19 protein-coding genes are annotated in these 22,440 nt (G+C 74.1%); 16 read left to right on the forward strand and 3 right to left on the reverse strand.

Annotated elements, in window-relative coordinates; all coding sequences use genetic code 11:
• The first annotated feature begins 27 nt into the window (after nt 1-27).
• From mmsA to ACIHCM_RS02815, 5 genes are all read left to right on the forward strand, one after another.
• Nucleotides 28-1,578 carry a multiple monosaccharide ABC transporter ATP-binding protein gene (mmsA, locus tag ACIHCM_RS02795; protein ID WP_399888076.1) on the forward strand — a complete coding sequence of 517 codons (1,551 nt, stop codon included), beginning with the start codon at nt 28-30 and terminating at the stop codon, nt 1,576-1,578.
• Nucleotides 1,575-2,819: a multiple monosaccharide ABC transporter permease gene (gene mmsB, locus ACIHCM_RS02800; RefSeq protein ID WP_399888078.1), complete on the forward strand. Its 1,245-nt coding sequence runs from the start codon at nt 1,575-1,577 to the stop codon at nt 2,817-2,819. The genes mmsA and mmsB overlap by 4 nt, the downstream gene beginning before the upstream one ends.
• A 168-nt stretch (nt 2,820-2,987) precedes the next feature.
• On the forward strand, nt 2,988-4,646 hold the full coding sequence (locus tag ACIHCM_RS02805; protein WP_399888081.1) for a pyridoxal phosphate-dependent aminotransferase: 1,659 nt from the start codon (nt 2,988-2,990) through the stop codon (nt 4,644-4,646).
• Nucleotides 4,647-4,832: 186 nt separating this feature from the next.
• A complete protein-coding gene (locus ACIHCM_RS02810) occupies nt 4,833-5,042 on the forward strand; it encodes a hypothetical protein (protein WP_399888083.1) in 210 nt (69 codons plus the stop codon).
• Nucleotides 5,039-5,335, forward strand: a complete 297-nt coding sequence (locus ACIHCM_RS02815; protein ID WP_399888085.1) for a hypothetical protein — start codon at nt 5,039-5,041, stop codon at nt 5,333-5,335. Before ACIHCM_RS02810 ends, ACIHCM_RS02815 begins: the two co-directional genes overlap by 4 nt.
• Here the strand turns inward: ACIHCM_RS02815 and ACIHCM_RS02820 are convergent.
• Nucleotides 5,301-5,750: an ankyrin repeat domain-containing protein gene (locus ACIHCM_RS02820; RefSeq protein ID WP_399888087.1), complete on the reverse strand. Its 450-nt coding sequence runs from the start codon at nt 5,748-5,750 to the stop codon at nt 5,301-5,303. The two genes, ACIHCM_RS02815 and ACIHCM_RS02820, sit on opposite strands and share 35 nt — an antisense overlap.
• A 151-nt stretch (nt 5,751-5,901) precedes the next feature.
• Between ACIHCM_RS02820 and ACIHCM_RS02825 the strand changes: the two genes are divergently transcribed.
• From ACIHCM_RS02825 to ACIHCM_RS02840, 4 genes are all read left to right on the forward strand, one after another.
• Nucleotides 5,902-6,471, forward strand: coding sequence for a sigma-70 family RNA polymerase sigma factor (locus ACIHCM_RS02825; RefSeq protein WP_399888089.1), 570 nt, complete (start codon nt 5,902-5,904; stop codon nt 6,469-6,471).
• Nucleotides 6,472-6,580: 109 nt separating this feature from the next.
• On the forward strand, nt 6,581-7,771 hold the full coding sequence (locus ACIHCM_RS02830) for a lycopene cyclase family protein (protein ID WP_399888091.1): 1,191 nt from the start codon (nt 6,581-6,583) through the stop codon (nt 7,769-7,771).
• Between the two features lie 131 nt (nt 7,772-7,902).
• Nucleotides 7,903-8,631, forward strand: coding sequence for a class I SAM-dependent methyltransferase (locus tag ACIHCM_RS02835; RefSeq protein ID WP_399888093.1), 729 nt, complete (start codon nt 7,903-7,905; stop codon nt 8,629-8,631).
• Nucleotides 8,628-10,202 (forward strand): FAD-dependent oxidoreductase, encoded by a 1,575-nt coding sequence (locus ACIHCM_RS02840; protein ID WP_399888096.1) that lies wholly within the window; start codon nt 8,628-8,630, stop codon nt 10,200-10,202. The genes ACIHCM_RS02835 and ACIHCM_RS02840 overlap by 4 nt, the downstream gene beginning before the upstream one ends.
• 33 nt (nt 10,203-10,235) lie before the next feature.
• Here the strand turns inward: ACIHCM_RS02840 and ACIHCM_RS02845 are convergent, their stop codons facing one another.
• Both ACIHCM_RS02845 and ACIHCM_RS02850 read right to left on the reverse strand, forming a co-directional pair.
• Entirely contained in the window at nt 10,236-12,305 is a 2,070-nt protein-coding gene (locus ACIHCM_RS02845) for an MMPL family transporter (RefSeq protein WP_399888098.1), read from the reverse strand.
• Nucleotides 12,306-12,445: 140 nt separating this feature from the next.
• On the reverse strand, nt 12,446-12,958 hold the full coding sequence (locus tag ACIHCM_RS02850) for a MarR family winged helix-turn-helix transcriptional regulator (RefSeq protein WP_399888100.1): 513 nt from the start codon (nt 12,956-12,958) through the stop codon (nt 12,446-12,448).
• An 87-nt stretch (nt 12,959-13,045) separates the two neighbouring features.
• On the opposite strand from ACIHCM_RS02850, the gene ACIHCM_RS02855 reads away from it, so the two are divergent.
• The 7 genes from ACIHCM_RS02855 to ACIHCM_RS02885 all read left to right on the forward strand — a co-directional run bounded on the left by ACIHCM_RS02855 (nt 13,046) and on the right by ACIHCM_RS02885 (nt 22,439).
• Nucleotides 13,046-14,599 (forward strand): SDR family oxidoreductase, encoded by a 1,554-nt coding sequence (locus tag ACIHCM_RS02855; RefSeq protein WP_399888102.1) that lies wholly within the window; start codon nt 13,046-13,048, stop codon nt 14,597-14,599.
• Between the two features lie 82 nt (nt 14,600-14,681).
• Complete coding sequence (locus tag ACIHCM_RS02860) at nt 14,682-16,055, forward strand: cryptochrome/photolyase family protein (RefSeq protein WP_399888104.1); 1,374 nt, start codon at nt 14,682-14,684, stop codon at nt 16,053-16,055.
• 11 nt (nt 16,056-16,066) lie between these two features.
• On the forward strand, nt 16,067-17,572 hold the full coding sequence (locus ACIHCM_RS02865) for a cryptochrome/photolyase family protein (RefSeq protein WP_399888106.1): 1,506 nt from the start codon (nt 16,067-16,069) through the stop codon (nt 17,570-17,572).
• 82 nt (nt 17,573-17,654) lie between these two features.
• Nucleotides 17,655-18,902, forward strand: a complete 1,248-nt coding sequence (locus ACIHCM_RS02870) for a polyprenyl synthetase family protein (RefSeq protein ID WP_399888108.1) — start codon at nt 17,655-17,657, stop codon at nt 18,900-18,902.
• Nucleotides 18,899-20,440, forward strand: a complete 1,542-nt coding sequence (locus ACIHCM_RS02875; RefSeq protein WP_399888110.1) for a phytoene desaturase — start codon at nt 18,899-18,901, stop codon at nt 20,438-20,440. The genes ACIHCM_RS02870 and ACIHCM_RS02875 overlap by 4 nt, the downstream gene beginning before the upstream one ends.
• Nucleotides 20,437-21,435: a phytoene/squalene synthase family protein gene (locus ACIHCM_RS02880; protein WP_399888112.1), complete on the forward strand. Its 999-nt coding sequence runs from the start codon at nt 20,437-20,439 to the stop codon at nt 21,433-21,435. The genes ACIHCM_RS02875 and ACIHCM_RS02880 overlap by 4 nt, the downstream gene beginning before the upstream one ends.
• Nucleotides 21,432-22,439, forward strand: a complete 1,008-nt coding sequence (locus tag ACIHCM_RS02885) for a DUF5914 domain-containing protein (RefSeq protein ID WP_399888114.1) — start codon at nt 21,432-21,434, stop codon at nt 22,437-22,439. The genes ACIHCM_RS02880 and ACIHCM_RS02885 overlap by 4 nt, the downstream gene beginning before the upstream one ends.
• Nucleotide 22,440: the final 1 nt, after the last annotated feature.

Here is a 22,440-nt window from a genome sequence, read left to right on the forward strand (position 1 = left end):
CGCACCTAGGGATTGGAAGGCACGACCATGGCGGGACCCGTCCTGGAAATGCGCTCGATCGTCAAGACCTTTCCCGGCGTCAAGGCGCTGTCGGACGTCACGCTGACCGTCCGGCGGGGCGAGGTCCACGCCATCTGCGGGGAGAACGGCGCCGGGAAGTCGACCCTGATGAAGGTCCTCTCCGGCGTCCACCCGCACGGCACCTACGACGGGGAGATCCTCTTCGAGGGGGAGGCCTGCCGGTTCAAGGACATCCGGGCCAGCGAGCAGCACGGCATCGTGATCATCCACCAGGAGCTGGCGCTGGTGCCGTACCTGTCGATCGCGGAGAACATCTTCCTCGGCAACGAACACGCACGGCGCGGGCGGATCGACTGGACCGAGACCCTCCGGCACGCCACCGAACTGCTGCGCCGGGTGGGTCTGTCCGACCACCCGGACACCCGGGTCGCGGACATCGGCGTGGGCAAGCAGCAACTCGTCGAGATCGCCAAGGCGCTGTCGAAGAAGGTGAAGCTGCTCATCCTGGACGAGCCGACGGCCGCCCTGAACGACGAGGACAGCGGCAAACTGCTCGATCTGATCCTGGAGTTGAAGAACCAGGGCATCACCTCGATCATCATCTCGCACAAGCTCAACGAGATCCGCAAGGTCGCCGACTCGGTGACCATCCTGCGCGACGGGCGGACCATCGAGACGCTCGACGTGAAGGCCGCGGAGACCACCGAGGACCGGATCATCAGCGGGATGGTCGGCCGCGACCTGGAGCACCGCTTCCCGGAGCGCACCCCGCATCAGCCCGAGGAGGGTGCGGCGCCCGCTCTGGAGATCCGGGGCTGGACCGTGCACCACCCCATCGACCAGCAGCGCAAGGTGGTCGACGACGTGTCGCTGGCGGTGCGGCGCGGGGAGATCGTCGGTATCGCGGGCCTGATGGGTGCCGGCCGCACCGAACTGGCGATGAGCGTCTTCGGGCGCGCCTACGGCCGCTACGCGGGCGGTTCGGTCCTCAAGGACGGCCGGGAGATCCGTACGAAGACGGTGGCGGAGGCCGTGAAGCACGGCATCGCCTATGTCACCGAGGACCGCAAGCACTACGGCCTGAACCTCATCGACACCATCAACCGGAACATCTCGCTGACGGCACTGAAGAAGGTGGCGAAGCGCGGTGTGGTGGACGAGCACGGGGAGCGGCAGGTCGCCGAGGGCTTCCGCAAGTCCATGAACATCAAGGCACCGACGGTCTTCGAGCCGGTGGGCAAGCTGTCCGGCGGCAACCAGCAGAAGGTCGTCCTCAGCAAGTGGATCTTCGCGGGTCCCGAGGTGCTGATCCTGGACGAGCCGACGCGCGGCATCGACGTCGGCGCGAAGTACGAGATCTACACGGTCATCGACCAACTCGCCGCGCAGGGCAAGGCGGTCGTCTTCATCTCCTCCGAACTGCCGGAGCTGCTCGGCATGTGCGACCGCATCTACACGATGGCCGCGGGCCGGCTGACCGGTGAGTTCTCGCGGGCCGAGGCCTCACAGGAATCGCTGATGCGTCAGATGACGAAGGACAAAGAGGTAACGCGATGAGCACGGATGTGACCGCCAAGACCCCGGCTCCCGCGCCGGCGGGCAAGGGCGGAGCGGGCGCGGGGGGCGGCCTGCTCCAGATGGTGCTGGACGGGATGCGCCGCAACATGCGCCAGTACGGCATGCTGATCGCCCTCGGCCTGATCGTGGTGCTGTTCGCCGTGTGGACCGACGGCGACCTGCTGCTGCCGCGCAACGTCTCCAACCTGGTGCTGCAGAACAGCTACATCCTGATCCTCGCGATCGGCATGATGCTCGTCATCATCGCGGGCCACATCGACCTGTCGGTCGGCTCGCTGACGGCGTTCATCGGCTCCATGGCCGCCGTGTTCATGGTCAGGAACGACCTGCCGTGGCCGCTGGCGGTGATCCTCTGCCTGGCCATGGGCGCCGTCGCGGGCGCCGCACAAGGGTTCTTCATCGCCTACGGCGGCATACCGTCGTTCATCGTGACCCTCGCGGGCATGCTGATCTTCCGCGGGCTCACCGAGATCTTCCTGGAGGGCCAGACCCTCGGCCCGTTCCCGGAGGGCCTGCAGAAGGTCGCCAACGGCTTCCTGCCGGAGGTCGGACCGGACACCAACTACCACAACCTGACCCTGTTGCTGGGCTTCGCGCTGATCGCCTTCGTGGTCGTCCAGGAGGTGCGTGACCGGAGGCGCCAGCAGGAGTTCTCGCTGGAGGTGCTGCCGCGGAACTTCTTCCTGCTGAAGCTGGTGGCCCTGGTCGCCGCCGTCCTGGTCGCCACGCTGCTGCTGGCCAGCTACAAGGGCGCGCCGATCGTGCTGCTGATCCTCGGCGTGCTGGTCGTCGGCTTCGGCTACGTGATGCGCAACGCGATCGTCGGCCGGCACATCTACGCCATCGGCGGCAACCTGCCCGCCGCCAAGCTGTCCGGTGTGAAGGACAAGAAGGTCACCTTCCTGGTCTTCTTGAACATGGGCATGCTCGCCGCGCTGGCGGGTCTGGTCTTCGCCGCCCGCTTCAACGCGGCCTCGCCCAAGGCCGGCCTCAACTTCGAACTGGAGGCGATCGCGGCCTCGTTCATCGGTGGTGCGTCGATGAGCGGCGGCGTCGGCACCGTGCTCGGCGCGATCATCGGCGGCCTGGTGCTGGGCGTGCTGAACAACGGCATGAACCTCGTCGGCATCGGCACCGACTGGCAGCAGGTCATCAAGGGCCTGGTGCTGCTTGCGGCCGTCGGATTCGACGTGTGGAACAAGCGCAAGGTCGGTTCGTAGCTCACGGGGCCCCACTCGTTCAGTGCGCGACTTCATACTTTCGTCACATGAGCTGAACGGGGCCACCGCAGCCTCCGTATGTAAGGGCGGCCCGTGCTCCCCCGCGCGGGCCACCCAGCACGACGGACCCGGTCCTCCCCGCCGGGTCCGCCCCGAGCGGAGGTCTCCTTGCCTGACAACGTCACCTCGCTGTTCCGCGGCACCGCGGCGCACAGCCCGTCGATGGCGGCGTTGACGCGGGAGAGCGACGGATCGGGCCCGGTGGACTTCTGCATCCCCTGCAATCCGTACTTCCCCACCCCGGCGATGTTCGACGAGATGGCCGGCAAGCTGCGCGACATCATCACGTACTACCCGAGCAGCGCCGACACCATCACCGCCGAACTGTGCAGCCTGCTCCAGCTTCCGCCGCAGTGCGTGGCGATGGGCAACGGCTCGACCGAGCTGATCACCTGGATCGACCATCTGCTCGTGCGGGAGTCCCTCGCCGTCCCCGTCCCCACCTTCGGCCGCTGGACCGACCAGCCCATGGAGACCGGCAAGCGGGTCGACATGTTCCCGCTCCAGGAGTCCAGCGGATTCGCCCTCGACCTCGCGCAGTACGCCGAGTTCATCCGGGCCCGGGGCACCCGGGTCGCCGTCATCTGCAACCCCAACAACCCCGACGGCGGCTTCGTGCACAAGCACGCGATCGTGCAGTTCATGGACGCGATGGCGGACCGGGACCTCGTGGTCGTCGACGAGTCGTTCCTGGAGTTCGCCGACGCGGAGGCCGAGCCGAGCGTCGTGCAGGAGGCGATGATCCGCCCCAACGTCGTCGTGCTGCGCAGCCTCGGCAAGAACTTCGGCCTGCACGGCATCCGCTTCGGCTACCTGGTCGCCAACCCGGCTCTCGCGGGCCGGATCCGCTCCATGCTGCCGAAGTGGAACCTCAACTCCTTCGCCGAGCACGTGGTGTTCATGCTGAGGGAGCACGGCCAGGAGTACGCGCAGAGCCTTCAGCAGGTCCGCCGGGACCGCCTGGAGATGGCCAGTCAGCTCTCCTCCCTCCCCGGCCTCACGGTCTACCCCTCACAGGGCAACTTCCTCTTCGTGCGTCTCCCGGTGGGCGCCGAGGGCACCGTGGTCCGGGACCGGCTGCTCACCGAGCACCGGATCCTGGTCCGTGAGTGCGGCAACAAGATCGGTTCCTCCAGCCGCTTCCTGCGTCTCGTGGTGCGCCCCCAGGTGGACGTGCGTCGCCTGGTGTCCGGCCTGGAACAGGTGCTCTACGGGACCAGGAGGGGAGCCGCCGTGCCCGAGCTGGGCACCGGGACCAGCTACAGCTCGGGCACGGCGGCGGTGGACCGGCTGGTCAGCGCCACCAACGGGGCCGGCCTGCCGGGCATCGCCGCGCAGGCGGTCGCGGCGGCCGTACCGGGCGCCGAGGCGGGCATGCCGATGCCGATGCCGATGCCGGCGGCTGCTGCGGCGTATCCCCCGCCGCAGCAGCAGATGCCGCCACCGCAGATCCCCCAGCAGGTCCCCTCACCGCAGCTGCCTCAGCAAGTCCCGCAACCGCCGATGCAGCAGCCCCCCGTCCCCCGGCCGGACGTGCCCCAGCCCGCCGTGCCGCAACCGGCGGTGGCCCAGGCGGCCCCGCAGCCCCTGCCCGCGCCGACGCCGCCCGGCGTCCCCGCGCGGGGCGGCCTCACCGCGGCGCAGGTCCGTGGCACCACGGGCCCGGGCGCCCCGGTCCCCCCGGCCGGCCTCGCCCCGGCGGCGGCGACGGGCTGGCCCGGCACGACGACCTGGCCGAACGCGGCGGGCATGGGGCAGGTGGGCTGACCGCCGCACCCTGGTGCCCGGGCCTTCGCGGGGGGGGCGAAGGCCACCGAAGACTGCCGGGACCCGGCAGTGCGGCAGCACCACCCGCGCACGCATGCTGGTGTCCTTGGCGAGCGCGCCCGCGCCTCGCCCGCACCGGGCTGCTCGGGCCGTGAGGCCGAGCGGCCCTCGACTGCGAGGAGCAGCGTGACCGCACGGCATGCCGGTGCCGCCCTGGCCGTCGCGGGGACGCTGCTGTCCCTCGCCGGCGCCGCACTGTACGTTCTGCCCGGCCCCGGACTGCCCGTCCTCGCCACCGGTCTGGCCGCGCTCGTCACCGGCCTGCTCTTGCTCACCGGGAACCGACGCGGCTCACGTCGGGGACCGCGCGGCAGAAGGCTCCGGTCCACACGATGATCTGGCAGTGGCTCGGACTCGCCCTCTTCTCCGTGACCCTGCTGCCCGCCGGTGTCGCCCTGCTCGCCGGGCGTGTACCGCGGCGGCTGCGTCGCCGTCCGGAGCTGACCCGTCCACGCGGGGTGGCACTCCTCGCCTTCTGCGCCGTCGCGCCGCTGAACGCCGTTCCCCGCCTGGCCGGTGCCTCAGCCTCGGTCACCCTGGCGGCCACGGCCCTGGCGGGGGCCGTGGCTGTGGGGGGCTGCGTCGCGCTGATGGTCACGCCCCGGCGGGCCCGGACCGCCGCTCGGTGACCGGTCGCGGGAGACGGCGGAGCGCCTCCGCCGTCTGGGGGTGGGGGACGCGCAGCGCCCACTCCAGTGGGGTGAGGCCCGTGCCGGCGTCCTCGCGGAGGGCGGGGTCCGCGCCGTGCGCCAGGAGTTCACGGACCGTCCCGGTGTGGCCCCAGCACGCCGCCGCGCACAGCGGTGTCCCCTCCGCGCCGGCGCCCGCGCTCTCGGTGTCAGGAGCGGCACCGGCCGCCAGGAGGGTCCGTACGACTGCGGTGTCCCCGTTCACGGCTGCCGCGTAGAGGGGTGTGGTGCCCTCGGCGTCGCGCGTGTTCGCGTCGGCGCCCGCCCGCAGCAGCGACCTGACGCCGGCGTGATCACCGCAGGACGCCGCCGTTACGAGACGCCCTGCCAGCTTCTTGCGTCGCCGTCTGTTCATCGTGGCCGAGAGTAGCGCGGCCGCCCCGCGTGCCGACCGGATTCCGCAAAGCGATGCACAGTCGGTGCAAGTTGATGCCCCTCGGCCGCGGGTCGCACGGTGACTGCTGGGACGACGCAGGAATACCGCTCGGCTGAGGGGGCCACGCAGTATGTACGCACAGCGGATCGTCGACGAGGACCTCGCGACCCGGTTCGCCGACGGGGACGAGGACTGCCTGACCGCGATGTACCAGCGGTTCGGGCCACTGGTCCACGCGCTCGCCAGCCGTTCGCTCGCGGACCGGGGCGAGGCCGAGGACGTCACGCAGGCGGTGTTCCTGGCGGCGTGGCGCGGCCGGGCGGGCTTCGCCCCGGAGCGTGGCGCGCTGTCCGCCTGGCTGGTGGGCATCACCCGGCGCAAGGTGGCGGACGCGCTCGCCGCCCGGTACCGGCGTACCGAACTCGCCGAGGTCGCCGGGTCGCTGCTGGCCGGCCGGGCCGCGCGGGCCGCGGAGGAACCGGACGCCGCCATCGACCGGGTGCTGGTGGCCACCGAACTGGCCAAGCTGTCGTCCCCCCAGCGACAGGTGCTGCGCCTGGCCTTCTACGACGACCTGTCCCAGGCACAGATCGCCGACGTCACCGGCTGGCCCCTGGGCACGGTCAAGAGCCACGCCCGCCGCGGGCTGCACCGCCTCGCCCGCTGCCTGCGCGAGGACACGGGCACGGCGAACGCGTGAACTCCGTCCGCGGGTGCGTCCAGGAGCGGGTCCGGGACGGAAGCAACAGCATCATGAGGAGGCGCCCGGGGCAGCGCCCCGGGATCGTCACGGCCGCGAGGGAGCCTTGGTGCGGGACGCAGACGTAGTCGTCATCGGTGGCGGCGCCGCGGGGCTGTCCCTGGCCCGGCGGCTCACCGGGCCCCTGGTGCGCAACCGGCGGCCCCTGACGGTCGCGCTGGTCGACGCTCCGCCCGGCGCGCTGCGCCCGCCGCCCCGTACGTGGTGCTACTGGGAGGGGCCCGGTGGTGAGTACGACGGTGTCGTCCACGCCGACTGGGGGCGCCTGCGCGTCACGGGCGCGGACGGCGCGGCCGTCGTGCGGGATCCCGGTCCGCTGCGCTACAAGATGATCCGGTCCGTGGACTTCGAGCGGTGGGCGGACGTGGAGCTGGCCCGGTCCGGATGCCTCCGTCACCAGGCCGTGGTCGAGAGCGTGCGGGACGTTCCCGGCGGCGCCGAGGTGTGCGGGCACGACGAGCGCGGCGCCCCCGTGCGGCTGCGGGCCCGCTGGGTGTTCGACTCACGGCCCCCGGGACGGCCGGGACCGGCCAGGACCACGCTCCTGCAGCACTTCCGCGGCTGGTTCGTGCGGACCTCCCGCCCCGCCTTCGAGCCGGGTGTCGCCGACCTGATGGACTTCCGCGTTCCGCAGCCACGGCACGGCCTGGCCTTCGGGTACGTCCTGCCCCTGGGCCGGCGGGAGGCGCTGGTCGAGTACACGGAGTTCTCCGCCGCGGTCCTCGACGGCGTCTCCTACGACCATGCGCTGACGCTCTACGCCGCCGAAGTGCTCGGCCTCGGGGAGTTCGAGGTCACGGCCGTGGAGGAGGGCGTCATCCCGATGACGGACGCCCGGTTTCCGCGCCGTACCGGCAGCTCCGTCTTCCCGATCGGGGTGGCGGGCGGGGCCACCCGTCCCGCGACCGGCTACTCGTTCGCCGCGGCCCAGCGTCAGACGCGGGCGATCGCGGCGGCGCTCGCACAGGGACGTACGCCGCTCGCCCCCGCTCCGCACGCGGCGCGGGCCCGCGCCATGGACGCCGTGCTGCTGCGCGCGCTGGACACCGGGCGGGTCGACGGGGCCGCCCTGTTCACCGGGCTGTTCGGGACGGTGCCGGCGCGGCGCCTGCTGCGTTTCCTCGACGGCCGGACCAACGCGCTGGAGGACATCGCGGTCGGGCTGCGCACCCCGGCACGGCCGATGCTGCGCACCGCCCTGGAGCTGCCCTTCGTTCCCCGGCGCCAGGCGGGACCATGACCCGGGTCTCCCGCCCTTCCCGACCTTCCCGACCTGCCCGTCCTTCGCTGCCGACCGGCCGGACGACGGCCCTCCCCACCCGGCACCCCACCGTGCCCCGGCCCTCCACCGCCGTACCGAGGAGCACCTCCATGTCACTGCTGCGCGACGCCGACCTCTCGGCCGCGTTCGACCACGCGGCACCGTCCTACGACTGGATGGTCGCCGCCAACCCCGGCTACCACGGCCAGTTGCGCCGCTCCGCCCGCCGGCTGGCGCTGCCCGACGGCGGCAGCGGCCTGCATCTGCTCGACCTCGGCTGCGGTACCGGCGCCTCCACCGCCGCGCTGCTCTCCACCGCGCCGCGCGCCCGGATCACCGCCGTGGACGCGTCGGCGGGCATGCTCGCCAAGGCGCGGACCAAGCGCTGGCCGGCCCGGGTCAGCTTCGTGCACGCCTCCGCGGAAGAGCCGGCCACGGCCGGGGTCACCGGCCCGTTCGACGCCGTGTTCGCCGCGTACCTGTTCCGCAACGTGGCCGACCCGGACCGGGTCCTCGCCCGCGTGCGGGAGCTGCTCGTGCCGGGCGGTCGGCTCGCGGTGCACGAGTACAGCCTCACCGGGCGGACGCCGCACCGCGCGGTGTGGACGGCCGTGTGCAAGGGCCTGGTCCTGCCGGTGGCCCGGCGTACCGGGGACGACGCGCTGTACGCGCATCTGTGGCGCAGCGTCGTCGAGTTCGACACCGCGGGCGCCTTCGCGGCGCGCCTGGAGCGGGCCGGGTTCGCGGACGTGCGGACGCTGCCGCTGACGGGCTGGCAGACCGGGATCACCCACACGTTCGTGGCGCGGGTGCCGGCCGTCCGAGGGGGACGGGCATGAGGAGGACGCGCTTGGCCGGCGAAGCCGCTGCCGGGGGTGCCGGTCAGGGACGCGACCGCAGGGCACGCCTGCTGACGGACCGCAGGGGCGTGCCGCGGCTGGAGGGCACCGGGCCGTCCGTCGCCGTCGCCGGCGGTGGCATCGCGGGGCTCGCCGCCGCCACCGTCCTGGCGGAGCGCGGGGTGCGGGTGACCCTGCTGGAGCGGGAGTCCGACCTGGGCGGGCGGCTGGCGGGCCGGCAGGTGCGCCTGGCCGACGGGTCCTCGGCCACCATGACCCGCGGCTTCCACGCCTTCTTCCGCCAGTACTACAACCTCCGGGCGCTGCTGCGGCGGACCGACCCGGGCCTGCACGGGCTGACCGCGCTGCCCGACTACCCGCTGCGCCACAGCGCCGGGCTGCTCGACAGCTTCGCCCGTGTGCCGCGCACCCCCCCGCTGAACGCCCTCGGGTTCGTCGCGCTGAGCCCGACGTTCGGCTGGCGGGACCTGATGACCATGAATGCGCGGGCCGCGCTGCCGTTGCTGGACGTCCGCGTACCCCAGGTGTACGAGCGGCTGGACGGCGTCAGCGCGCACGACTTCCTGACGCGCATCGGTTTCCCGCCGGCCGCCCGGCATCTCGCCTTCGAGGTGTTCTCGCGCAGCTTCTTCGCGGACCCGAGGCAGCTGTCGGCGGCGGAGCTGGCGTTGATGTTCCACATCTACTTCCTCGGCTCCAGCGAGGGGCTGCTGTTCGACGTGCCCCGGGAGCCGTTTCCCCAGGCACTGTGGGAGCCCCTCGGGGACTACCTCCAGGAACGCGGGGCGACGGTCCTCACGGCGAGCCCGGTGGAGGAGGTGGCGTCTGCCCCGGACGGCAGGGTTCGGGTGACCGTCGCCGGCCGGACGCGGTCCTACGACGCCGTGGTGCTGGCGATGGACGTGCCGGGCCTGCGGCAGGTCGCCGCCGCGTCACCGGATCTGGTCGACCGGTCCTGGCGCGAGGGGATCGCCGGGCTGCGCACCGCCCCGCCGTTCCTGGTGTCCCGGCTCTGGCTGGACCGGCCCGTGCACCCCCACCGCCCGGCGTTCCTGGGCACCAGCGGCTACGCGGAGCTGGACAACATCAGCGTCCTTGACCGCTGGGAGGGCGAGGCGCACCGCTGGTCGCTGCGCACCGGGGGTTCCGTGGTCGAACTCCACGCCTACGCCGTCCCGCCGGGAGCCGACCGCAAGGACGTGCGGGAGCGGCTGGTGAGCCAGTTGCACCGGGTGTATCCGGAGACCCGGGACGCGCTGGTGATCGACTCCCGCGACGAATGGCGGGAGGACTGCCCGCTCTTCGCGGTCGGCGGCTACGACCGCCGCCCCCGGGTCCGGACGGCGGACCCGGCGGTCGTGGTGGCCGGCGACATGGTCGCCACCGGCCTGCCGGTCGCCCTCATGGAACGCGCCGCGACCAGCGGGTTTCTGGCCGCGAACGTCCTGTTGCGCCGGTGGGGGGTACGGGCCGAACCCCTGCGGACGGTGCCGGGCCACGGCCGCTCGGCACCGCTGCGCGGCCTGGCGGCCCTGCTCGGGGAGCGCTGACTCCCGGGCCGGGCCGCCACCGCCGGCAGGGCGCTACCGCCCGCGGCCCAGCCGGCCCGGCCACCACACCGGTGCTCCGATGTCCCGTACCAGGGCGGGCACCAGCAGGGACCGGACCACCAGGGTGTCCAGCAGCACGCCGAACGCCACGATGAAGGCGATCTGCACCAGGAAGGCCAGGGGGATGACACCGAGAGCGGCGAAGGTCGCCGCCAGCACGACACCGGCGGAGGTGATGACACCGCCGGTGGTGACCAGCCCGCGGAGCATGCCCTCGCGCACACCGTGCCGCAGCGACTCCTCCCGTACCCGGGACATCAGGAAGATGTTGTAGTCGACGCCCAGCGCCACCAGGAACACGAAGCCGTACAGCGGCACCGAGGGGTCGGTGCCCGTGAAGCCGAGGACATGCGTGAACACCAGGGACGCGACCCCGAGGGTGGCGAGGAAGCTGAGCGCCACGGTCGCCACCAGGAGGGCGGCCGCCGGCAGGGACCGCAGCAGCCCGACGAGGACGAGGAAGATCACCGCGAGGACGACGGGCACGATGAGGGTGCGGTCCCGTTCGGCCGTGCGCAGCGTGTCGTACTGCTGGGCGGTGTAGCCGCCGACCAGCGCGTCCGCGTCCGGCACGGCCCGCACGGCGGTCCGCAGCCGGGCCACGGTGTCCTTCGCCGCGTCGCTGTCCGCGGCCGCGGACAGGGTGACGTCGACCCGTGCCCGTCCGCCGGCCACGAGCGGCTCCGGCCCCGGACGTCCGGTGCGCGTGACGGGCGCCGCTCCGGCGACCCCCTCGGTGGCCCGGGCCGCCGCGACGACCCGGTCCAGCTGTCCGGCGTCGGCGATGATCACCGCGGGGTTGCCCGCGCCGCCGGGGAAGTGCTCGCCGAGCGTGCGCTGCGCGGTGACGGAGGGAGCCTCGTCCACGAAGACCTCGTCCAGCGGCACCCCCTTGGAGGTGAGGCCGGGTGCCAGGGCGGCACAGGCCAGCAGTGCGGCCAGGGCGATCGCCCAGACCTTGCGCGGCGCGCGGTCCACGAGATCCGCGACCCTGCGCCACACGCCCGTCGTGGCGTTTCCCGCACCGCCGGTCCGGGGCTTTGCGGGCCAGTACGCGGCACGGCCCAGCAGGACGAGCGCGGCCGGCAGGAACGTGAGCGCGCTGAGCACGGCGCACACGATGCCGATGGCGCCCACCGGCCCCAGGGCCCGGTTGTTCGTCAGGTCGCTCAGCAGCAGGGCCAGCAGGCCGAGCACCACGGTCGCGGCGCTGGCGACGACGGCACCCCAGGACCGCCGTAGCGCGGCTCGCACGGCCTCGAAGCGGTCCTCGCGCAGCGCGAGTTCCTCCCGGAAACGGGCGGTGATCAGCAGGGCGTAGTCGGTGGCCGCGCCGATCACCAGGATGGAGAGGATGCCCTGCACCTGGCCGTCGACGCGCACGACGTCGTGGTCGGCGAGCACGTAGACGACCGCGCAGGCCAGCCCGAGGGAGAAGACCGAGCCGAGTATCACCACGAAGGGCAGGAGCACGCTGCGGTAGACCAGCAGGAGGATGACCAGGACGGTGATCAGCGCCACCACCAGCAGCAGTCCGTCGATGCCGGCGAAGGCGTCCGACAGGTCCGCCTGGGTGGCGGCCGGGCCGGCCAGCCCCACTGTGGTCCCCGGCACCCGCTCGGCGGTGGCACGGATCCGGTCGAGCGTCGCGGGCAGTTCGTCCCCGAGGTCCGGGCGGAGCTGGACGACGCCCTGGAGTGCCGCGCCGTCCCCCGAGAGCAGCGCGGGTGAGGGCCGTCCGGTCACGCCGGGAGTGCTGGCGAGCGAGGCCAGCGCCCGGGTCGCCTCGGGCCGCGCGCTCGCGGCCTCGCCCTCGGTCGTCCAGACGACGACCGCGGGCAGCGTCTCCGCCTGACTGAAGGCGCGTTGCGCCTCGATGACCTTGGTGGACTCGGCGCTGCGGGGCAGGAAGGCCGCCTGGTCGTTGGTGGCCACCTCCCCGAGCCTGCCGGCGAACGGGCCCAGCGCGCCGCCGATGCCGAGCCAGGCGATCAGGAGGAGGAGGGGGACGAGCAGACGCGCTCGTCGGGGGTGGACGGACATGGTTCTCCAGGCGTCGAGGTCTGCGGTACGACGGGCGGGGCGAAACAACTCAACAATAAAGAATCTCAATCATTGAGTTGTCTGGGCCGCTCGTGATCATAGGTGACGCCCTTGATTCCGCCGCCGGCGGCTCTTCGGATTCACCGACCCACGGCGAGTTCCTCGTTGAGGACGGAGAGGAAGCGGACCACCACGGCCAGCTCCTCGTCGGTGAAACGGTCCATGGCGGACCGGGTGGCGTCGGCCAGCGGACGGAAGTGCGTGTGGGCCGCCGCCCGCGCGTCCTCCACGTAGTACAGGTGAACGACGCGGCGATCGCTGCTCTCCCGTACCCGGCGGATGTGACCGGCCCGCTCCAGCCGGTCCAGGCACGCGGTGACCGCACCGGAGGTCAGTCCGAGGCTCTCGCGCAGCCGTCCGGGTGTCATCGGCTCCTGGGCGTCCAGGATCGCCGCCAGCGCCTGGACGTCCGTCGTGTGCAGGCCCCGCTCCCCCGCGAACCGCTGGACCACCCGGCCGATCTCGCCGTGCATCCTGCGCAGCCCCACGGCGAGCGCCTGCAGGTCGACGTCGCGGCCGCCGCCCGGAGCCCGGCTCCCGGGTGCCTCGTCGGTCCCGTCCGCCCCGCTGTGCTCCACGTCTGTTCCGGCCACCTGATCAGCCTAGGGGAAACGCCGGCGCATCCGAACGCACCGCCAGAGTGGAAGGTATCCCAGAGGCGCCGACACGGAGGAACACCCATGGGCCAGCACGCCACCGCACCCGGGCCGCACTGCCTCGTCACCGGTGCCACCGGCTACATCGGCGGCCGGCTCGTCCCGGAACTGCTGCAGGCGGGGCACCGGGTGCGCTGTCTGACGCGGTCGCCGGACAAGTTGCGCGACCACACCTGGAGGAACCAGGTCGAGGTGGCGCGCGGGGACGTCACGGACGCCGCGTCGGCCGCCGAGGCGCTGCGCGGCATCGACGTCGCCTACTACCTGGTCCACGCCCTCGGCACCGGCAGCGGTTTCGAGGACGCCGACCGGCGGGCCGCACGCGTGTTCGCGGAGCAGGCCCGGGCCGCCGGGGTGCGCCGCATCGTCTACCTGGGCGGCCTGAAGCCGGCCGGCGTCCCCGACCGCGAGCTGTCGCCGCATCTGCGCTCCCGCGACGAGGTCGGGCGCATCCTCCTCGCGTCGGGCGTGCCGACGACCGTCCTGCGGGCCGCCGTCATCATCGGGTCGGGCTCCGCCTCCTTCGAGATGCTGCGCTACCTCACCGAACGGCTGCCGGTGATGGTCACCCCGAGCTGGGTGCACACCCGGATCCAGCCCATCGCCGTGCGGGACGTGCTGCGGCTGCTCGTCGGCAGCGCCGGCATGCCGGCCTCGGTGAACCGCTCGTTCGACATCGGCGGCCCGGAGATCCTGACGTACCGCGACATGATGCTCCGCTACGCGGCGGTCGCGGACCTGCCCCGGCGGCTGATCCTGCCCTTGCCGGTGCTGACTCCCCGGCTGTCCAGCCACTGGGTGGGCCTGGTGACGCCCGTACCGTCCTCGATCGCCCGGCCACTGACCGAGTCCCTGCGCCACGAGGTGGTCTGCCGCGAGCACGACATCGCCCGGTACGTCCCGGACCCGCCCGGCGGTCTGATCGGCTTCGACGAGGCGGTACGGCTCGCCCTCCAGCGCGTCCGGGACGCCCAGGTCACCACGCGCTGGTCGTCCTCCGCGCTGCCCGGCGCGCCCAGCGATCCCCTGCCCACCGACCCCGACTGGGCGGGCGGCAGCCTCTACCAGGACCGGCGGACGGTACCCGTGGACGCCTCGCGCGAGGCGCTGTGGCGGATCATCGAGGGCGTCGGCGGCGAGAACGGCTGGTACTCCCTGCCGGTGGCCTGGTCGGTTCGCGGCTGGCTGGACCGGCTGATCGGCGGTGCCGGACTGCGCCGCGGCCGCCGCGACGCGACCCGGCTGCGCGTGGGCGACGCCGTGGACTTCTGGCGCGTGGAGGACGTCGAGCCGGGCCGCCTGCTGCGGTTGCGGGCGGAGATGCGGCTGCCCGGGCTCGCCTGGCTGGAGATGTACGCCGAGCCGCTGGGCGACGGCCGTGCCCGCTACCGGCAGCGCGCCCTCTTCCACCCGCACGGCCTGCTCGGGCACCTCTACTGGTGGAGCATCTCCCCCTTCCACGCGGCCGTCTTCGGCGGCATGGCCCGCAACATCGCCCGCGCGGCGGCGAAGACGGCGGACGCACCCGGCGAGCCCGCACCGCGGGCGACCGGCGTCCGGGGCGGTGGAACCCGGTGACGCGCGCCCGCCGCCGCCTCGCCGCACACCGGCCGCGCCCCGCGTCCCCCGCCCTGCCTCCCGGACCCCCTGGAGCCCGCCCATGAACGTCTCCGTCGTCCTGTTCACCGCCGACCTGCGGCTGCACGACCACCCGCCGCTGCGCGCGGCACGTGACGGCTCCCGTCAGGTGGTCCCCCTGTTCGTCCACGACCGGGGCGTGCTGGACGCCGGGTTCGCGGTGCCCAACCGGGCCGCCTTCCTGGCCGACTGCCTCGGCGATCTGGACGCCGGGCTACGGGCCCGGGGCGGGCGGCTGGTGGTGCGCTCCGGCGACGTCGTGCGCGAGGTCTGCAAGGTGGCCGCGGAGGCCGACGCCGACGAGGTGCACATGGCCTCCGACGTCAGTGCCTACGCCCACCACCGTGAGGAGCGCCTGCGCGCCGCGCTGGAGGCCGACGGCCGCCGGCTGCACGTGCACGACACGGTCACCACGGCCGTGGCACCGGGCGCGATCACCCCGGCCGGCGCGGACCACTTCGCGGTCTTCACACCGTACTTCCGCCGGTGGTCGCAGGAGAGCCTGCGCAAGCCCCTCGACGCGCCGCGCTCGGTGGGCGTGCCCGACGGCATCGGATCCGAGCCGCTGCCCTCCCGCCGCAAGGTCGCAGGAGTCTCCCCGGGACTGGCGCGCGGCGGCGAGACGGTCGGCCGCAAGCAGCTCACGGCCTGGCTCGACGGGGGCGTGCGCGACTACGAGGACCGCCACGACGACCTGGCCGGCGACGCCACCTCCCGGCTGTCGCCGCACCTGCACTTCGGCACCCTCTCGCCCGTCGAGACCGTCCACCGGGCCCGCAGGGCGGGCGGTGCCGGAGCCGGCGCCTTCGTACGGCAGCTGGCCTGGCGGGACTTCCACCGCCAGGTCCTGGCGGCCCGGCCGGACGCGGCGAGGGCGGACTACCGGGACCGCGCCGACCGCTGGCGCGGTGCACCTGAGGCCCACGACGACATCGAGGCGTGGCGCGCGGGCCGCACCGGCTACCCGGTGGTCGACGCCGCGATGCGCCAGCTGCGCCACGAGGGCTGGATGCACAACCGCGGCCGGCTGCTGACGGCGTCCTTCCTGGCCAAGACGCTCTACGTCGACTGGCGGGTGGGCGCCGAGCACTTCCTGTCGCTGCTCGTCGACGGGGACCTCGCCAACAACCAGCTCAACTGGCAGTGGGTGGCCGGGACCGGCACCGACACCCGGCCGAACCGGGTCCTCAACCCGGTCGTCCAGGCCAAGCGGTACGACCCCGAGGGGGAGTACGTACGGCGCTGGGTTCCCGAGCTGGAGGGCATCGAGGGCCCCGCCGTGCACGAACCGTGGAAGCTGGCGGGCCCGGAGCGCTCCGCGCTCGACTACCCCCGGCCCGTGATCGACCTCCGCGAGGGCCTGGAGCGGTTCAGGAAGGCCCGCGAACGCGGCTGAGGAGCACGCACATGACAGCTGCGCACTGGCTGTTCGGGGACCAGCTCGGCCCGCACTTCCTGGCGCCCGGGGACGGCGGTCCTGACCGTGCGGCGCCCGTCGTGATGATCGAGGCGCGGTCGGTGTTCCGGCGCCGCCGCTTCCACCGGGCCAAGGCGCACCTGGTGCTGTCGGCCATGCGGCACCGGGCCGCCGAACTCGGCGACCGGGTCCGGTACGTGCGCGCCGAGACCTACCGGGAGGGCCTGCGCGAGGCCGTCGGCGACGGGGAGGTGACGGTCCGTCATCCGACCTCGCGGGCCGCCCTGCGGCTGGTCACGTCCCTCTCCGGCGTGACGGTGCTGCCCGCGCGCGGGTTCCTGGTGCCGCACGACGACTTCCGCGCCTGGGCCGGCGGCCGGGAGCGGGGGCGGCTGCGCCAGGAGGACTTCTACCGCTGGATCCGGCGGGAGCACGGGCTGCTGCTCGACGGTGACCGGCCGGCGGGCGGCCGCTGGAACCACGACCACGACAACCGGCGGCCACCGCCACGCGGCGCGCACACCCTCGGAGCACCCGCCCCCTACCGGCCCCGCGAGGACGAGATCGACGACGAGGTACGGCGTGACCTGGACCGCTGGGAGCGGGAGGAGGGCATCGCCTTCGTCGGCCGCGACGGCCCGCGGCTGTTTCCCGCCTCCCGCCGTGAGGCGCTCGCCGCGCTCCGCCGGTTCGTGGAGCACCGCCTGGCCGGCTTCGGGCCGTACGAGGACGCGATGCTCGCGGCGGACCCGGTGCTCAGCCACAGCCTGCTCTCCTCGTCGCTCAACCTCGGCCTGCTCGACCCCGCCGAGTGCGTCGACGCGGCCGAGGCGGCCTGGCGGGCGGGCCACGCCCCCGTCAACAGCGTCGAGGGGTTCGTCCGGCAGATCGCCGGCTGGCGGGAGTACGTGTGGCAGCTGTACTGGTACTTCGGCGAGGGCTACCGCCACCTCAACGCCCTGCGGCACCAGGCGCCGCTGCCCGGCTGGTTCCTCGAACTCGACGCCGACGCGGTCACCGCCCGCTGCCTGGCCACCGTCCTCGCGCAGGTCCGTGACACGGGGTGGACCCACCACATCCAGCGGCTGATGGTGCTCGGCAGCCACGCGCTGCAACGCGGCTGGGACCCGGGCGCGGTGACGGACTGGTTCCACCGCTGCTTCGTGGACGGCTACGACTGGGTGATGCTGCCCAACGTCGTCGGCATGTCGCAGTACGCCGACGGCGGGCGGATGACCACCAAGCCCTACACCTCCGGCGGGGCGTACGTGCACCGCATGAGCGATCTGTGCGACGGCTGCGCCTACCGGCCCACCGAGCGCCTCGGCGAACGGGCCTGCCCGTACACCGCCGGCTACTGGGCCTTCCTGCACCGGCACCGGGCCCGGCTGGCGGGCAACCCCCGCATGACGCAGGCCGTACGGGGGCTGGACCGGCTGGCGGACGTGGAGGAGGTCGTACGCCAGGAGCGGCGGCGCGGTGACGCCCCTCCGTGACGTACCCCATTGGCGCATCCGATCCGGTCGCTCGCGCGGAAGGCATGGACACAGTGCCGCGCCACCGAGGAGAGGACCCGGCATGCGTGCCAGCCACCCCACGGCCCGCGCCCCCCACCGGGCGCCGGTGTCCGAACGGCCCCACCACGAGCCGGTGCCCGACGCTGGGGCCGAGTGCCACGGCGCGGCCGGGCTCCAGGTGGCCGCCGCCGACCGGGACGTCGCCGCCGCCGTCGAACGGGTGCTCGGGCAGGTCCTGGCGGAGAACCTCACCCGCGCCCGCGCGCTGGACCCGCTCTTCGCCCGTGACGTCGCCGACCGGGTCGCCCGCTTCACCCTGGACGGCGGCAAACGGCTCCGCTCCCGGATCGTGTGGTGGACGATGCGCGCCTGCGGCGGCGGGGACGACGTCGCCGGGCCGGCGGCCCTGCGGACCGGGGCCGCCCTCGAACTGATCCAGACCTGCGCGCTGGCCCACGACGACGTGATGGACGGTGCGCGCACCCGGCGCGGGCGGCCCGCCCTGCACGCCTCCGTCGCCACCCAGTACCGGCAGGCCGCGCCGGACGGCAGGGCCGAACGGCTCGGCGAGGCCGCCGCGACACTCGCCGGTGACCTGGCGCTCGCCTGGGCCGACGACCTGATCGCCGACACCGTGGTGCCGGAGCACTGCTCCCGCCGGGTGCGGGAGTTGTGGCGGGACATGCGCACCGAGATGGTGGCCGGGCAGTACCTGGACGTCCAGGGCCAGGCCACCCGCTCGCGCTCCGTACCCCAGGCGGTCCGGGCCGCCACCCTCAAGAGCGCCCTGTACTCGGTCGAGCGGCCGATGGCACTGGGCGCCGCCCTGGCCGGGGCCGACGCGGCCACGACGGCGGCGCTGTGCGCCGCGGGGCGCGGGGCGGGCCTGGCGTTCCAGCTGCGCGACGATGTCGAGGACCTGTTCGCCGATCCGGACACCACCGGGAAACCGCCGGGTGGCGACCTGCGCAACGGCAAGCCCACCTACCTCTTCACCGTCGCCCGGGCGTGGGCCGAGGAGGCCGGCGACCTGAGTGCCCTCGCCGTGCTGGACGGGGCGCACGGCCGCGCCGATCTGCCGGAGTCCGCCCTCGGCCCGGTGCGGCAGGTCCTGGTCGCCTCGGGCGCGCTGCAGGCCGTGGAGGACAGGATCGGCCGGCTGGCCCGGTGCGCCGTCGGCCAACTGCGGTGTGCCCGCCTCGATCCGGCGGGCGGTGCCGAACTGGAACGGCTGCTGCTCCGCGCGGCGGGCGTGCCCACGGCGCAGCCGGCCGCACCCGTCGCCGAAGCCGAGGGGGCGGGGCGATGACCCGCACCGTTCCCGGCCGTACCGACCACGTGGTGGTCGTCGGCGCCGGCCTGTCCGGCCTGTCGGCCGCCCTGCACCTGCTCGGCGCCGGGCGCCGGGTCACCGTCGTCGAGCGCGACGCGCTGCCGGGCGGACGGGCCGGGCGCCTGACGCGCGCGGGGTACCGCATGGACACCGGGCCCACGGTGCTGACGATGCCGCATCTGGCGGACGAGGCCTTCGCGGCCGTCGGGGACAGCCTCGCCGCCCGGGTCGAGCTGATCGAACTGCGCCCCGCCTACCGCGCGTGCTTCGCCGACGGCAGCGCGCTCGACGTGCACACGGACGGCCCGGCCATGGAGGCGGAGGTCGAACGCTTCGCGGGCGCGGCGGAGGCCGCCGGATACCGCCGGCTGCGCCGCTGGCTCGAGCAGGTCTACCGGGCCCAGATGCGGCGTTTCATCGACCGCAACTTCGACTCGCCCTTCGACCTGCTCACCTGGGACCTGGCGCGCCTCGCCGCCCTCGGCGGCTTCGGCCGGCTGGAGCCCGCCATCGGCCGTCATCTGCGCGACGAGCGGCTGCGCCGGGTGTTCTCCTTCCAGGCGCTGTACGCCGGTGTCCCGCCGCGCCGCGCGCTCGCCGCGTACGCCGTGATCGCCTACATGGACACCGTCGCCGGTGTGTACTTCCCGCGCGGCGGCATGCACGCCCTGCCGCAGGCCATGGCGGACGCCGCCGCCGCGGCGGGCGCCGAGTTCCGCCACGGCCAGGAGGTCGCCCGGCTGGAGCGGCACGGCAGCCGCGTCCGCGCGGTGGTGACCGCCGACGGCGACCGCATCCCCTGCGACGCGGTCGTCCTCACCCCCGACCTGCCCGTGGCCTACCGGCTGCTGGGCCGTACCCCCCGCCGGCCGGCCCGGCTGACGCACGCGCCGTCGGCCGTCGTGCTGCACGCGGGCACCGATCGCACCTGGCCGCAACTCGCCCACCACACCCTGTCCTTCGGCGCCCGGTGGCACGGCACCTTCGACGAACTCACCCGCGCCGGCAGCCTCATGTCCGATCCGTCGCTGCTGATCACCCGCCCCACCACGACCGACCCGGATCTCGCACCGCCCGGCCGCCATCTGCACTACGTCCTCGCGCCGTGCCCCAACACCGACATCGGTCCGGGCGCGGCCGACTGGCACGATCTGGCGCCCCGGTACCGCGACCGGATCCTCACCGAACTCGAACGCCGGGGACTGACCGGACTGGGCGCGGCCATCGAGGAGGAGTGCCTGGTCACCCCCGCCGACTGGCAGGCGCAGGGGCACGCGGCGGGCACGCCGTTCTCGGCCGCCCACACCTTCCGCCAGACCGGGCCGTTCCGGCCCCGCAACCTCGTCCGCGGCACGGACAACGCCGTCCTCGCCGGCTGCGGCACCACACCCGGCGTAGGCGTCCCCACGGTGCTGCTGTCGGGCAAACTCGCCGCCGCCCGCATCACCGGCGGCCGGGCAGCGGCCCCACACCGGCGCACCGGCCGCCGGGCGACCGAAGGGATCCCGTCATGACCAGCCGAGAGCTCGACGCGGCGGGCATCGCCGACCCGGACCTGCGCGCCGCCTACGTCCGCTGCCGCGCCCTCAACGCCCGGTACGGCAAGACGTACTTCCTCGCGACCCGGCTGCTGCCCCTCGCCCGCCGACCCGCCGTGCACGCCCTCTACGGGTTCGCCCGCTGGGCGGACGACATCGTCGACGCCCTCGGCACCGGTGACACACGTGACGACCGGGCACAGCAACTCGCGCTGCTGGGGGCCCGGCTGGAGCGGGGGCTGCGGGAGGGCCACAGCACCGAACCCGTCGTGCACGCCCTCGCGGACACCGCCCGCCGGCACACCATCGACCACCAGCACTTCACGGACTTCATGGCCGCCATGCGCAGCGACCTGGACGTCACGGACTACGCCACCTACGCCGACCTGCGCGCCTACATGCACGGCTCCGCCGCCGTGATCGGACTCCAGATGCTGCCCGTCCTCGGCACCGTGGTGCCGCGCGCCGAGGCCGCCCCGCACGCCGCGGCCCTCGGCGTGGCCTTCCAGCTCACCAACTTCCTGCGGGACGTCGGCGAGGACCTCGACCGCGGGCGCGTCTACCTCCCCGCCGACCTGCTCGCCGCGCACGGCGCCGACCGCGAACTGCTGCTCTGGAGCCGCCGCAGCGGGCGCGGCGACAAGCGGATCACGGCGGCGCTGCGGGCCGCCGAGGACCTCACCCGGGGCGTCTACCGTGAGGCCGCGCCCGGCATCGCCATGCTCGAACCGGCGTCCCGCCCCTGCATCCGCACCGCGTTCGTGCTGTACGGCGGGATCCTCGACGCGATCGCCGAGGGCGGGTACGCGGTGGTCCACCGGCGTGCGGTGGTTCCGCTCCGGCGGCGGCTGACGGTGGCCGGCGACGGTCTCGCCCGTGTGCTGCGGGCCAGGCTGACGGCGGGTGCCGCCGCCCCACCGCATAGGGACGCGGCGGTGCCGGCCGCCGCGGTCGCCGAGGAGAGCAGGTGAGCGCCGGCCGCCGTGGCCGGTTCCCGCTGCGGCTGCGCAGGAACCCGGTGGCCTGGACACACCAGCGGCCCACCTGGCGGGAGGCCCGCCCCGCCGTGATCGCCGCGGCGCTGAAACGGGCGCAGGCGCGGCCGTCCGGCAACTGGTACGTCGTCGGCGCCACCGGCGACCTCCCCGGTGACCGGCCGCTCGCCCGGACCGTGGCGGGGCGGGAGGTGGTCGTGTGGCGCGACCGTACGGGCCGGCTGGTGGCCGGGCCCGGCAGCTGCCCGCACCTCGGGGCGCCGCTGGGCGACAGCCCCGTGCGCTGCGGCACCCTGATCTGCCACTGGCACGGCCTGGCCCTGGACGGCGGCCCGGCGGCGGGCTGGGAGCCCCTGCCGGCGCACGACGACGGCGTCCTCGTATGGGTCCGGCTGGACGAGGCGGGCGGTGAGATGCCGCGCGAGGCCCCCGTGGTGCCCGTCCGGCCCGCTCTCCCCGGCGCCCTGCACGCCGTGTACACCGCGATCGGCGTCTGTGAGCCCGAGGACGTGGTCGCCAACCGCCTCGACCCCTGGCACGGCGCCTGGTTCCACCCGTACTCCTTCGTGGACCTCACCGTCCTGGACGTGCCGGGCCCCGACGGCGCCGGGGACGGCGAGGGATTCGCCGTCGACGTGTCCTTCAGGGTCGCCGGGCGGCTGGTGGTTCCGGTACGCGCCGTCTTCACCGCGCCGGAGCCGCGCACCGTGGTGATGCGCATCGTCGAGGGCGAGGGCGAGGGATCGGTCGTCGAGACCCATGCCACGCCGCTCGGCCCGGACGGCCGGGGCCGGCCGCGCACCGCCGTGATCGAGGCGGTCGTCGCCGCCTCCGACCGCCGTGGCTTCGCGGTGGCCCGCGCGCTGGCGCCGGCGCTGCGTCCGCTGGTACGCGCCGCCGCCGGGCGCCTGTGGCGCGACGACCTGGCGTATGCCGAGCGCCGGTGGCTCCTGCGTTCGACCGGCCGTTTCCCGGGCTGAC

Origin of the sequence: Streptomyces sp. NPDC052023, assembly GCF_044548465.1 — a bacterium.
Taxonomy (GTDB): domain Bacteria; phylum Actinomycetota; class Actinomycetes; order Streptomycetales; family Streptomycetaceae; genus Streptomyces.